Raw genomic sequence first — 12,336 nt, forward strand, 5'->3', positions numbered from 1 at the left:
TACAGAAAGAATGTTACACCAACGGATGGTCCATTCCGTCCATTTACTGAAAAATTACACCGCAAAGATAATTTATTGTCTATGAGAGACCAAATCCAGTATAATCAGCTTATGGGAAATGCAACATCGCTCGGGGGGGTTTACGCGGCAGTAGTGACGCCACTCAAGCCTGACCTGACCATAGATATGGATGGAATCAATCGTATACTCCGATTCCTCGCTGGTCGTGGGTGTCACGGCGCCTTGTTGATGGGGACAACAGGTGAAGGTCCTTCCTTTTCGAGCGGGGAACGCATTTCATTATTCCAGGCAGCAGCTGAAGTGCGGCAAACATTGCCCGGTTTCAAGCTGCTCGCTGGCACCGGCACTCCAAGCCTCGATGAGACTATTCAGCTCACCAAGAAAGCCTTCGACCTGGGTTGCGATGGTGTGGTAGTCTTGCCTCCTTATTATTACAGAAAAGCTACTGACCAGGGTCTGTATCAATGGTTCGCACAGGTTCTCGATAGAGCAGTGCCTCAGGATGGCAAATTGCTAGGTTACCATATCCCACCTATGACTTCCATGGGATTCTCGCTCGAGCTCCTGGCAAAATTAAAAGAAGTCTACCGCGATCAGTTTGCGGGCATCAAAGACTCATCCGGTGATGTGGCGTGGGCGCGCAAGCTGGGGATCGAATTTGGTAAGGATCTGGTAGTGTTCACCGGCAATGACCGGCTGTTCACCCATGCTTTACGGTCGGGGGCTTCGGGGTGCATCACTGCCATGGCTAACTTGCTCTCTCCCATGTTACGGACAGTGTGGGATAAAGCCCAATCCGGTAACCCGGATGAAGTCATCCAGGATAAACTCAGTGCCGCACGTGAGGTACTGGACCGCTATACCCCGTTCCCTCCCTTGTTAAAAATGATGCTTTCCCGCCTTCACGGATTTGAGTGCTGGAATGTAAAACCGCCTTTATTAGAGTTTGATCCGGCTCGCATAGAAATTGTTATCTCTGAATTCCTCGCCTCGCTTGAATAGGCTGCTTCGATGAGTTCAGATCCAACCAAGCCTTCCCCCTACCTGGTTCCCATCCTGCTCATTTTTGCCCTGGCAATGTTAGTTTTTTTGGCAGCGTTGATCCTGTATATCACCAACACGCCGACATCAGAGAGCATCACCGAGACGCCTGTATTTGTGACCATCACTTCCGTTCCCAGCTCAACCCCCTCCAACACGAGCACGATTACCTTCACTCCTCGTCCCACATGGACGTTACGCCCCTCTTCAACAGCCAGCCAAACACCTCTTCCAACCGATACAGCTACCCCTACACTGATAAAGACCCTGACCCCTGCCAAAGCCGCCCAATATAACACCTTTTACGAGCTAAAACCCTGGACTCTTGCTGACCAATCCTACACCATTGAGCTAATGCGAGCTAATGCAACTCTCAAACCCATAGATGCTAATTTCCAGGCACTGGCCTACGCAGAATCGGAGGGGATCTTGCGCTATCCAGAAGCACTGGAAGCATCTACCTGGGAGTGGGATCGTGCCTACAATTGGATTCGAATAAATAGCCCGAACGGCATCTCTGCTTACAGCCGGCTGATCGAATCAGCGATCATATCTGGTCAGGTGCGTACCGGAGATCTGCCTGATTGGTTCGCCAGCCATGAAACTCGCCTTGAGCTTAATGTTACTTCCCAAACCCCATTGCCCGGCGAGCTCAGCCGTGCCCTGCTGGAGCTAACTGGTGCAGGTAGTGCTTATCTTTGGCTGGTAGAAACACCCACAGGTACGACCGTTTACTCATTAATCAACGACATCGACTACGACCAGCCACATCAAAACAGTTTCCTTTACAGCGACTTGACCGGTGATTCCTCTCCGGAATTGGTGATCTTTCGAGAACGAACCCCTGGCGATACATTATTCATTCCCCCTCACATCTTCAGCGTTTCCAATCTGCCTCCCATTGAGCTACCCATCCAGATCCAGCCTCCGATGGACTTTGGCCTGGAACCAGCCATGCAGGTTGAAACGATTTCCACAACGCTCCAAACCAACGCTTTGCAGGTGACGTCGATGTTGATGCCCTCCTGCCCAGCCTTTGCCACCCAGCAGTACACCTGGCAGGGCGAAAGCTTTTCTGTCACGCCTTTCGATTACCGGCTTGAGCCAGTCTACGATCTAAGGGCATATTGTGAAGCTGTCTTGGATGCAGCTTCGGCAGCATGGGGACCGGAGGCAGCCATTATCGTTGCCAATGCGATGCTGGTGATCTGGCCGCCTGACTTGGACACCCAGGGGCATCCTTATCCACCAGATGCATATGACCAGCTGCGCTATCGCTTAGGGATCTTATATGCATTGGCAGACCAATCGGATGATGCTGTATCGATGATGTCAGAAATAATTGACACGCCCATCGTTGCTGGTTCGAGCTGGGTGACTCCGGCAAATGAATTCCTGCGCATTTACCAGCAACCAGAAGACTTACTGCTCGCTTGTCAGTCAGCCCAGTATTGCAACCTGCACGATGCACTAACAACTATGACAATATACAGTCAGGCGGAAGACCCAACCAAGGCTTTGCAGTATCTCCAGCAACATGGTCTGGTGACTCGCTCCAGCGGCATATTTGACTTTGATGGGGATGGTCAGGATGAACGCTGGATAGTCATCCTGCCAAAAACAGGCGCTAAGCTCGAGTATTGGATCCTTACCAGCCTGCCAGCTGGTGTGCAGGCAATTTTCGTGAAGGGCATTGAACCGGGTGATGGCCTGCCCTATCCCCATGAACCTGCCGGGACAGTTCCGGTGATGCAATTTCAACCTAGAATTGGCTTCATAATGGAGCGCCTGCCTGAGACTGGCGAGGCATATATCGAATGGGTGGATGTGGAGTACGCTCGTCCGACAGTGATCCTGGATGGATATACTCGTGCTGTCAATGACTTGATGAATGGCGTAAACCCGGAAATCGTGCTTAATTCCTTGACTGAACTTTACGATTCTCCACGCTTCAAGGGCGATTGCATCGCCTTCAATATCTGTGATCAATTCCATTACACCATGGCCCTTACGTATGACGTACTCGGTCAACAAGGAAATGCCATTGACCAATACTTGTGGGTGTGGCGGAATTATGCACAAAGCCCATACACAACACTGGCGCGCCTGAAATTGGATTACTTCCCTCTCCCGACTTATACATTTACTCCGGTACCAACCAGCACCATGGCTCCCACGCGCACCGCGACATCTACCCGGACAATCACACCCACGCCTACCCAAACTGCCACAAAAACAAGTACTCCTTAACCGTTTAAAGTTGACGACAGAATACCAAACATGCCCTATCCCCATGACCTCTGGCGATTGTTAATTACCCAACCAGCACATGGTGCATGGAATATGGCTGTCGATGAAATGCTGTTGGAGTTGATGGAGGACGGACATACTCAGGCATGCCTGAGACTGTACGCCTGGGAGCCCGCCTGCCTATCTATTGGCTATGCGCAACCATATTCCGAGATCGACCTTGAGCGCCTCCACCTTCACAACTGGGAATGGGTTCGCCGACCTACCGGCGGGCGTGCCATCTTGCACACCGATGAGCTCACTTATTCCGTGGTAGCACCCAGCTCCGATGCGCGGATGGCTGGAAGTGTGCTCGAGAGTTATCAACGTTTATCCAAGGCACTCCTATCGGCCTTGCATTCAATGAATATCCCGGCTCAGGCCCATCCCTTACCCCCATCTATCACCGGGCAGGAAGCTGGGGCTGTGTGTTTTGAAGTCCCGTCTAATTATGAAATCATCATCCAGGGGAAAAAGCTGGTTGGCAGTGCCCAGGCACGTCGTAAAATTAGTGTGCTCCAGCATGGCTCTCTACCCCTGGGTGGCGACCTCACCCGTATCACACAGGCGCTTCATTATCCTGATGAGATAAATCGGGAGGACGCTGCTGCACGTTTGTTGGCACATGCCACTACTGCAGAAACCGTGCTTGGGTATCCCCTAAGCTGGGACGCAGTTGCGCAATCCTTTGTGGAGGCTTTCCAGACTGAATTGAACCTTGGATTTGTGGCGAGTGAACTCAGCTGTGCTGAGCTCCAGAAAGTTGACCAGCTTGTCAGGGAAAAATTTGCTCAACCTGCCTGGCTGGAACGGATCTAGATTATACTGGACGACAAATGGCAATTGGAATCCTCACCCTTCAATTACAGCTGCCTGGATGCAAGTCTCTCAAGGAAAAGCGGTCGCGATTAAAACCGCTTATTACCCGCTTGCATCGCGAATATAACCTTTCAGTGGCAGAGATTGATCAGCAAGACCGGTGGGATGAAGCAACCATTGGATGTGCGATGATCAGCAACGAACATAAGTTTCTTGAAAGCTCTTTACAGACCGTGATCCACTGGTTAGATAAGAACTGGCCGGATGTGACGCTGGTGGATGATCAAATCGAAATCATTAACTAGGATGGGAATATGGATCTACAGCTGCGTAATAAACGTGCCTTGGTAACTGGCTCTAGCCGGGGGTTGGGATATGCAATTGCTCATTTACTGGCATCAGAGGGCTGCCGGGTAGCCATCAATAGCCGCAACGACCAAACCTTGCAGGCTTCTGCCCAGCGCATGGCTGATGAAACGCAGGGCGAAGTTCTCGCCCTGGCGGGTGATATCAGCCAGCTTGAATTTCCTGATACCCTCATTGCTCAGGTCGTGGAAAAATTTGGCGGATTGGACTTGCTGGTAACCAATGCCGGTGGACCTCCTGCTGGCAAATTTGAAACTTTCGATGAGCAATCCTGGCAAAAAGCTGTGGATCTCTCGTTTCTCTTGCATGTCCGTCTGATCAGAGCAGCCTTGCCGTACCTGCGCCGGTCAGCTTGCGCCAGCGTGCTTACGCTCACCTCCTATTCGGTAAAACAGCCAATCCCCAACCTGGTGTTATCTAACAGCGCCAGGGCAGCCACAGTCGGCCTGACTAAAAGCCTGGCACTTGAGCTTGGTCCTGAAGGCATCCGTTTTAATTCAATCTTGCCTGGTTGGACTGCCACCGAGCGGGTGATTGAGATCATGTCCTTCCGGGCGCAAGCGAATGGAACCACTGTTGATGATGAGATCAACAAACAGGCAAAAGAGGCTGCCTTGGGCCGCATGGCTCGCCCAGAGGAAGTAGCCAATGCAGCTGTATTCCTGCTATCACCCGCGGCTGCCTATATCACCGGCGTGATGCTCACGGTTGACGGCGGGATATACAAAGGCACACAATAATGCGAAATTGCCTAAATAACGGATAAATTTAAACCGGAGCTGTATTAAAGCTATCGGCAGCTGCCTTATAAACTCATGCAGCTGCCAGTAATCTCCATTGTCATATGCAGCCTGGCCTCCATGGGCCAGGTGTTGACGATTTATGATTTCCAATAATTAAAGGGTGATTTCCAGCAATCCTTCACCCAGGGCGCGCAGTTTATCAACATTAAGCTCACTAAGCCTCACTGCCAGCTCGAGATAGGGCTGGTTAATTGGCTTGCTGATGAAGTCTTGAAGCTCAGCAGGTAGACCCAGGAAACCGCTGACGGTTTGTTTTTCAGTAAACCATTTGCCGACCGGCCCTTGATGATCCTCGAACTCATCGATTGAGCTGTTTAGGACCATGATAAGGGCTTCCAGCTCAGGCAGTGGGATGGATGCTTCGCCTCGCTCATAAGCTTCCAGGCTGGCAGCAGGGATCCCCGCCTGAGTAGCAAGATCTTCAACCGACTGTGTAGCTGCATTCCGGTTTTGCTGAATAAGGTAACCAATCGCCTTCTGCCTGATTTGTTTGAGTTGCTCGGGATCATCCACCTTATTACGGTCGACCGACTTTAAAAGCTCATTCTCCCAGAAATGCTCGAGGGGAATATCCAGGTAAAACGCTAATATCTCCAATTCTGGCAGGGTTGGCGGCCTTTCGCCACTTTCCACTGCAGCCAGCTCATCATTCGAAATGCCCAAAGCAGCAGCGCATACTTCAACGCTTTTCCCTGATTTTTCCCTGGCATCGCGCATCAAAATACCCAGCTTCTTAGCTCGGATGATCTTTAAAATCGGATTTATCGTCATCTGATTACCTCTATCAATACACAACCCTGATCTTCTCTGTGAGGGTAAAGGACTTATTTTTCCGGCAATACAGGCATGATATAACCCACACCGGAGCGGGTCACAATATGGGTAGGTTCATTCTGATCCCGTTCCAGCTTTTGTCGCAAGCGGGAAATGCTCACCCACAGGATTTCCTTATCTTTTTGATACTCGACGCCCCATACATCCCGCAATAACTGTTCCGAGGGAATTACCGTGCCAATATTTTGGGCAAGCTGGAGCAGGATGCGGTATTCTGTGGCAGATAAATAGACCATCTTCCCGTTGAGGAAAACTTCGGCTTTTGCCAGGTCAATATCCATATCGCCATGATGAAAGATCGACGGTGCAGCCATGGGCGCAGGTTTGGCTGCCCGACGCAGGACAGCCCTCACCCTGGCCAACAATTCCGTCGCTGAAAACGGCTTGACGATATAATCATCGGCTCCCAAATCAAGGCCTCGCACGCGATCCTTCTCCTCCCCCTTAACGGTGACCATGATGATCGGCACAGTGGAAAACTTTCTGATACGCTCACAGGTTGTAAACCCGTCCAGAACCGGCATCATAACGTCCAACAAAACCAGGTCAGGCTTTTCGTTAGCTACTATATCCAGCGCTTGCTGGCCGTTGTATGCCTTGAGCACATCGTAATTGTCCGATATCAGGTTTGCTTCCATCAGGCGTACATAACGCGGCTCATCGTCGACGATCAAAATCTTCTTAGTCATGGGTTGCCTCCTCTCCCAGTGTAGCAATATCAAGATTATCAAACTTGGTCGGTAGGGTTATTGTAAAATTAGTGCCTTGTGATACCACAGAGCTCACGGTTATTTCGCCACCGTGACCATGGATAATTTCCTGAACGATATATAGCCCCAATCCGGTACCATGGTTCGCCACGCGAGTCTCAGGCACCCGATAGAATCGTTCAAATAGATGTCCAAGATGTTCTTCAGCGATACCTGGCCCATGATCTTCCACGGTGATCACACAATTGTCGGTATTATTTTTTAACGTGATCTGTACTTCTGAACCTGGTGCATATTTTACTGCATTGCTCAATAAGTTATCGAACACCTGTGTAATGCGCGTTGGGTCTGCCATAACGACCACGTCGTGATCGCCCCGCAGTTGGACGGAAAGTGTGGAATAGTGGGTGGTGCTTCGTACGACGATCTCACGCAGCATCATATCTATGCGTACTGGTTGGAGCTGCATGAACATTGTGCCAGCTTTCAGCCGTGCAGAATCAAGCAAATCTTCAATCAGGTTGTGCAAACGGTCTGCTTCTTCATCAATAATAGTCAGAAATTCGCGCCTTGAATTATCATCCCAGGCGGTGTCGTCCCTGAGCAGCGTAGTTGCATACCCCTTGATAAATCCAATCGGGGTACGCAGCTCGTGTGAAATCGTGGTGATGAAATCATCCTGCATACGCCTCAGCCAGCGCTCTGCTTCCAGCTTGGACACTCGCTCAACCAGATGATGGTTTTCGACAAGCTGAGCAGTCTGGGCAGCGATGAATTCAGCCAGCCGAATTTGATCGGGTGTATAGGGTGGACCACCGAAGCGGCCAAACACCAAGACCCCCAACACATCTTCGCCAGCCTTTAATGGCAGGCCCAGAAAATCCCGCCAAAACAAGCGGTTATTTTCCCAGCCATCTAATTTCTCCTGGATGAGGGCTGTCTGCTTGGTCGTATACGCCTGGTTAGCGATTTTTCCTCCCCATTCAATTTCACCTTCGGCATTTTTACCGCGACCTACCACCCTGGCGTAGGACGGATCGAGGCCGTTGCCATTTCTTGGGGTGTATAACACCAGGTTATCGAAGATTAATACATGGCGTGTATGCAGCACAATCAGGTCCATGGCTGAGTCAATGTTTTCAGTCTGGGCAATCGCCAGGCCAATGGCGTATACGGCCTTGATATCCTCAGGCCTCAGGATTACGGCTTCAGTGTTTTCTAGTGGCAGACTCATACCTGATCAGCAACCAGTGCTGGTAATTGGAATGCAATTACTGTGCCTTTCCCCGCTTCTGAAGAGACTTCAACCTTGGAACCATGAGCTTCGACGATCTTTTTAACCAGTGCCAGACCCAGACCAATGCCTCCATACCGCCGGGTGCTCGAGCCATCTAGCTGGTGATAGGGCTCGAAGATTTCATCTAATTTTTCGGGCGATATCCCTATCCCATTGTCAGCGACATGAAATCTAACCAGCTTATCAACTTGCGCCAGTCCCACCGTCACGCACCCGCCAGGCGGGGTGAATTTAATGGCATTCTCTGCCAGCTCCATCACTACCCACTGGATCTTTTCACTATCCATACGAACCATGCCCGGATCGGTGTCGATCTCAACTTTCAGAACCACCGGCCGGGTTGCAGCCTTGATTTTTGCTTGTTTTAGAGCCTGGGAGATTACTTCACTAAAACTCGTCGGTTTCATCTGCAGGGTGAACTGCCCGGTTGCTTCCAAAGAAAATTGGAGCATTTTTTCGATCAGCTCTTCCAGGCGCGCCTCAGATCTCAGCATAACGTCCAAGGCAGTCTTCTGCTCATCCGACATATTACCCAAGCAGCCATCATTCATCAAGTCTAAATATCCACGGATATGGGTCAGGGGAGTACGTAATTCATGTGAGACGTTGGAAATGAAATTCGACTTTAGCTGGTTGAGCTCAGCCAGTTTATTCAGCGCGGATTGCAGTTCCTGTGTGCGTTCTTTAACTCTTTGCTCCAATTGGAGATTGGATTGGTGCAGAGCAGATTGCAGCTGCAGGATTTGTTCAGTGATGACCTGGTCAAGCATCTCCCGGTCGATCAGCTTCAGTTCCAATAGTGCCTGTCCAACCAGACGTTGATGACCATCCGGACCAGGCTTTTTAGCATAATCAAGGGCTGCCTGCAACCCTTCTTGGGTTAATACCCCCCGATCGATAAGCAGCTCTCCCACACGAGGGACCAGGATTTCAGGTGTTATGGGAATGGCAGGATTTTCGGAGATGCGTGCGATTACCTGTTGTTCCCCTATCACCGCGGCTAAAGCCAGGTTTACCCCACAATGGGGGCATTCCAATACATCTTGGCTCACTGGTTGTCCACAATTGGGGCATGGTAAGTGTATATCCATATTAGGCCTGTCTGGTTTGTAATATCATATCCTGACTTACCTTATCACGCAAGCCTATCAATAATGTAATGGTATTATAAGGAAATAATTCAGGATTTAAGGCATAATATAACGTATGACAGTTGCCATGCCGATGAGATTACTTATCCTGGATCAGGATTCCCTGGAAGTTAATTTTCTCAAGCAGATTTTAAATCCGAACCAGTTTGAAATCGTCAAGCTAAATTCCAGTGCTGAAGGTATTCAGGCTACCCAATCCTGGAACCCCGATGTGATTATCATCAACACCATGCAGCCCTCAGATAATGGCTGGAAACTCTGCCGCAGGATCCGAGAATACAGCCAGGCACCTATCCTGGTGGTCGCTGCTGTATCCGAACCTAACATGGTGGCACGTTGGCTGGATGCGGGTGCTGATGATTATCTTCCCCGCCCATTTTCCTCTGAAGTCCTGGTCGCTCACCTTCAAAAGCTCACCCGCCAGCTAAGGCTTACCCAAAACAATCCAATCGCACAACCTGCTCAATAATTACGCTTGTGAATACCCTTGATTCTTTATTTTCTTGGGTTAAAATCAAGGAAATTTGATTCCAAGGAGATAAGACATGCCAGAAAAAACAGCCGATCAATCGTCGAAATACCCACCCTCGCGATTGACTGAACGCACCGACGAGGTATGGGAAACCTCTGAAGCTGCCCAATCTCTAGAGCGCATGCGCGCCAATCCCAGGATCAAATATGTTGTTATCGTGGTCCCAGAGGATGCTTGCCCAGCCTGCCAAAACCTGACCGGTACTTATCCAAAAGATGAAGTCCCCATGCTTCCCTACGGGGAATGTTCCCATCCGCTTGGTTGCCGAGCATATTATCTGCCGTATCTTGACGAATTATTCCCTTAAACCGGATGGAGCTATCAAGGCGGGCTGTCCCTGGTGGATCAGCCCGCTTTTTTTATTTCTTCACTGACTAATTTCTCTGCCAGGCTGATAGCTTCTTGCCTGGTTGTTACTTCATGGCTGAATTGTGCTTCCTGGATAGCTTCGAGTAGGTCACCGATGAGGGGGCCAGGAGATATATCAAGCTCGGCCATCAGCTCGTTGCCATTAATCAGTGGCGTTGGAAAAATTCGCTCTTCCTTTGCCTCCCACCATGCTTCCAGCAACATCCGCACCACCTCAAGATGCCTCGACCAACGCTCAGGTGGTAAGATAGGCCCATAGGTAGCGAGAACATCTGCCAGTGACAGCAAGCAAATATCCACTCCGGCTGCACCGGTGTCCCGGAAAAATCGGTATACAGCCCGCCTGCCGGGTGGCTCGGCTTCATGAGATAACAGCGAAGGGCGCATATGGTTATTGACGATGGTCACAAGTCGCTCGATCTCCAGGCTGCTCAGTCTAAGTGCCTCACCCCGCTGCCTGACCATCCGCCCGCCAAGTTGTTCATGACCAAGGAACCTGATCTTGCCACACTCATCCGTGCTTTGAGAGGAAGGTTTCCCGATATCATGATAAAGAGCGCTGAGGAACAACAACCCACGTTGAGGTCGATCGGGATTTAATGAATTCGTGAAGTGCTCTTTGATCTGTTGGCGGTACCTGCCTAACTTCATCACCACCAACCCCAGCAGCAGGTTTTCAGCTCTGTCTGGCTCATAGGTTATGCTGAGAACTTCAAGCAAATCTTCCAGGCGGTCAAGTACAGATAGAGTATGATTCCACGCATCCAGCACATGTGGGCTGGATTGCTGCACTCCCTTGAGCTGGCAAACTTCTGGGAAAGTATGCACTAATATACCCAGTTTGTCGAATATCCTGATCGATGAACCTGGATGGCGGCTAACAAGAATTCGGAAAAGTTCATCTCGAATTCGCTCTGGCGATACCTCAGGCAGATGATCCACTGCCGCGCGCATCCAACTCAGGGTATCGGGCACGATCTTTAGCTCAAGGTTGATCGAGAAACGTACTGCCCGTAAAATCCTAACCGGATCCGAGAGAAAAGCAGAGGGGGAACAGGCGCGCAGTGATCTGGATACAAGGTCTGCAGCACCACCCAATGGGTCAATAAGCGCTTGTAAGCGATGGATATCCACTGCCATGGCGTTGATTGTGAAATCCCGCTTACCCAGGTCCTCTCGTAAATCTGTACCTTGAAAAGCCGAGATGTCTACTCGGATAGCGTGCGCCCCAGCCTCTGCTGCGCCTGTAACCGGGAAGACCACTATTCGCGCTACGTTTCTGTCACTATCCAGGGGGTAATACGCCGCTCCCAGATCATTGGCCAGGTGGCGAGCAATTTTTAGTGCATCCCCACCCGTAACAAGGTCCAGGTCATAATTTTGATGATTCAGCAGGGCATCTCTAACCACACCCCCAACTAAATAGATGGGAATATCAGCAGGCAGTAGTGAAATGATCCGTCTCAGCAACGGCTGGTCAAGGCGTGCTTGCAGCTCTTCCATTAAATTTCCCGATTATTTCTGTGCATCCCCAATTGGCAAAGTTCACGCATCAGGATCGTATTTCTCAGCTGCCAGGATCCCGATAAATGGCAAGTTACGATAGTATTCGTCAGCGTCGAGCCCATAGCCAAAAACAAACTTATCGGGAATGATAAATCCATGGTAATCGATAGGCACTTCCACTTCCCGCCGTTCAACCTTATCCAGCAATGCACAGACTTTCAAGCTTTTCGGTTCACGGCCACTTAATAGCTCCAGCACAGCTTTTACGGTGAAGCCGCTGTCGACAATATCCTCGATTAGAAGGACATGCATGTTATGGATATCCGTATTAATGTCTAATGTAATGCGAGATTGTCCTCTGGACCGCCGGGCACCCACCCCGTAGGAGGATACAGACATAAAATCGATCATATGTGGGATGGAGATATGGCGCATAAGATCCGTCAGGAACATCACCCCGCCTCGCAAGATGCACACCAGGAGCAGCTCCTTCCCTTGGTAATCCTGGCTGATCTGCTCACCAAGCTCGGCGATCCGTTTTTGCAGCTCTGCTTCAGAGATCAATATTTCTTCAAGAAATTCATGATAATCCTGCATG

At 50.2% G+C, this 12,336-nt stretch carries 13 protein-coding genes; 7 read left to right on the forward strand and 6 right to left on the reverse strand.

The window, feature by feature from the left end; translation table 11 throughout:
• The 5 genes from C3F13_05385 to C3F13_05405 all read left to right on the forward strand — a co-directional run.
• The coding region (locus tag C3F13_05385) for a hypothetical protein (GenBank protein PWB54883.1) at nt 1-1,023 on the forward strand (1,023 nt) is incomplete at its 5' end.
• Between the two features lie 9 nt (nt 1,024-1,032).
• Nucleotides 1,033-3,312 carry a hypothetical protein gene (locus C3F13_05390; protein ID PWB54884.1) on the forward strand — a complete coding sequence of 760 codons (2,280 nt, stop codon included), beginning with the start codon at nt 1,033-1,035 and terminating at the stop codon, nt 3,310-3,312.
• A gap of 30 nt (nt 3,313-3,342) precedes the next feature.
• On the forward strand, nt 3,343-4,170 hold the full coding sequence (locus C3F13_05395; GenBank protein ID PWB54885.1) for a hypothetical protein: 828 nt from the start codon (nt 3,343-3,345) through the stop codon (nt 4,168-4,170).
• A gap of 17 nt (nt 4,171-4,187) precedes the next feature.
• Nucleotides 4,188-4,475, forward strand: coding sequence for a DUF503 domain-containing protein (locus tag C3F13_05400; GenBank protein ID PWB54886.1), 288 nt, complete (start codon nt 4,188-4,190; stop codon nt 4,473-4,475).
• Nucleotides 4,476-4,484: 9 nt separating this feature from the next.
• On the forward strand, nt 4,485-5,276 hold the full coding sequence (locus tag C3F13_05405) for a 3-oxoacyl-ACP reductase (protein ID PWB54887.1): 792 nt from the start codon (nt 4,485-4,487) through the stop codon (nt 5,274-5,276).
• A gap of 156 nt (nt 5,277-5,432) precedes the next feature.
• Here the strand turns inward: C3F13_05405 and C3F13_05410 are convergent, their stop codons facing one another.
• Genes C3F13_05410 through C3F13_05425 form a run of 4 tightly spaced genes read right to left on the reverse strand, consistent with a single transcriptional unit; the run spans nt 5,433 to nt 9,271 of the window.
• A complete protein-coding gene (locus C3F13_05410) occupies nt 5,433-6,110 on the reverse strand; it encodes a hypothetical protein (GenBank protein PWB54888.1) in 678 nt (225 codons plus the stop codon).
• A gap of 53 nt (nt 6,111-6,163) precedes the next feature.
• Entirely contained in the window at nt 6,164-6,862 is a 699-nt protein-coding gene (locus tag C3F13_05415) for a DNA-binding response regulator (GenBank protein ID PWB54889.1), read from the reverse strand.
• A complete protein-coding gene (locus tag C3F13_05420) occupies nt 6,855-8,117 on the reverse strand; it encodes a hypothetical protein (GenBank protein PWB54890.1) in 1,263 nt (420 codons plus the stop codon). Before C3F13_05420 ends, C3F13_05415 begins: the two co-directional genes overlap by 8 nt.
• Nucleotides 8,114-9,271, reverse strand: coding sequence for a hypothetical protein (locus C3F13_05425; protein PWB54891.1), 1,158 nt, complete (start codon nt 9,269-9,271; stop codon nt 8,114-8,116). The genes C3F13_05420 and C3F13_05425 overlap by 4 nt, the downstream gene beginning before the upstream one ends.
• Before the next feature lie 115 nt (nt 9,272-9,386).
• Between C3F13_05425 and C3F13_05430 the strand changes: the two genes are divergently transcribed.
• The gene (locus tag C3F13_05430; protein PWB54892.1) at nt 9,387-9,800 is read left to right on the forward strand and encodes a hypothetical protein; all 414 of its coding nucleotides are present in this window, start codon (nt 9,387-9,389) and stop codon (nt 9,798-9,800) included.
• 76 nt (nt 9,801-9,876) lie between these two features.
• The gene (locus tag C3F13_05435; GenBank protein ID PWB54893.1) at nt 9,877-10,170 is read left to right on the forward strand and encodes a hypothetical protein; all 294 of its coding nucleotides are present in this window, start codon (nt 9,877-9,879) and stop codon (nt 10,168-10,170) included.
• 38 nt (nt 10,171-10,208) lie between these two features.
• Here the strand turns inward: C3F13_05435 and C3F13_05440 are convergent, their stop codons facing one another.
• On the reverse strand, nt 10,209-11,735 hold the full coding sequence (locus C3F13_05440; GenBank protein ID PWB54894.1) for a hypothetical protein: 1,527 nt from the start codon (nt 11,733-11,735) through the stop codon (nt 10,209-10,211).
• A gap of 42 nt (nt 11,736-11,777) precedes the next feature.
• Entirely contained in the window at nt 11,778-12,335 is a 558-nt protein-coding gene (hpt, locus tag C3F13_05445) for a hypoxanthine phosphoribosyltransferase (GenBank protein ID PWB54895.1), read from the reverse strand.
• Nucleotide 12,336: the final 1 nt, after the last annotated feature.

The sequence above is a fragment of the Anaerolineales bacterium genome (genome assembly GCA_003105035.1).
GTDB lineage: Bacteria > Chloroflexota > Anaerolineae > Anaerolineales > UBA4823 > FEB-25.

Coding starts and splice junctions, on each gene's coding strand:
- hpt (PWB54895.1), bottom strand. CDS start 12,335: ATGCAGGATTATCATGAATTTCTTGAAGAAATATTGATCTCTGAAGCA.
- C3F13_05405 (PWB54887.1), top strand. CDS start 4,485: ATGGATCTACAGCTGCGTAATAAACGTGCCTTGGTAACTGGCTCTAGC.
- C3F13_05415 (PWB54889.1), bottom strand. CDS start 6,862: ATGACTAAGAAGATTTTGATCGTCGACGATGAGCCGCGTTATGTACGC.
- C3F13_05430 (PWB54892.1), top strand. CDS start 9,387: ATGACAGTTGCCATGCCGATGAGATTACTTATCCTGGATCAGGATTCC.
- C3F13_05420 (PWB54890.1), bottom strand. CDS start 8,117: ATGAGTCTGCCACTAGAAAACACTGAAGCCGTAATCCTGAGGCCTGAG.
- C3F13_05425 (PWB54891.1), bottom strand. CDS start 9,271: ATGGATATACACTTACCATGCCCCAATTGTGGACAACCAGTGAGCCAA.
- C3F13_05410 (PWB54888.1), bottom strand. CDS start 6,110: ATGACGATAAATCCGATTTTAAAGATCATCCGAGCTAAGAAGCTGGGT.
- C3F13_05395 (PWB54885.1), top strand. CDS start 3,343: ATGCCCTATCCCCATGACCTCTGGCGATTGTTAATTACCCAACCAGCA.
- C3F13_05440 (PWB54894.1), bottom strand. CDS start 11,735: ATGGAAGAGCTGCAAGCACGCCTTGACCAGCCGTTGCTGAGACGGATC.
- C3F13_05400 (PWB54886.1), top strand. CDS start 4,188: ATGGCAATTGGAATCCTCACCCTTCAATTACAGCTGCCTGGATGCAAG.
- C3F13_05435 (PWB54893.1), top strand. CDS start 9,877: ATGCCAGAAAAAACAGCCGATCAATCGTCGAAATACCCACCCTCGCGA.
- C3F13_05390 (PWB54884.1), top strand. CDS start 1,033: ATGAGTTCAGATCCAACCAAGCCTTCCCCCTACCTGGTTCCCATCCTG.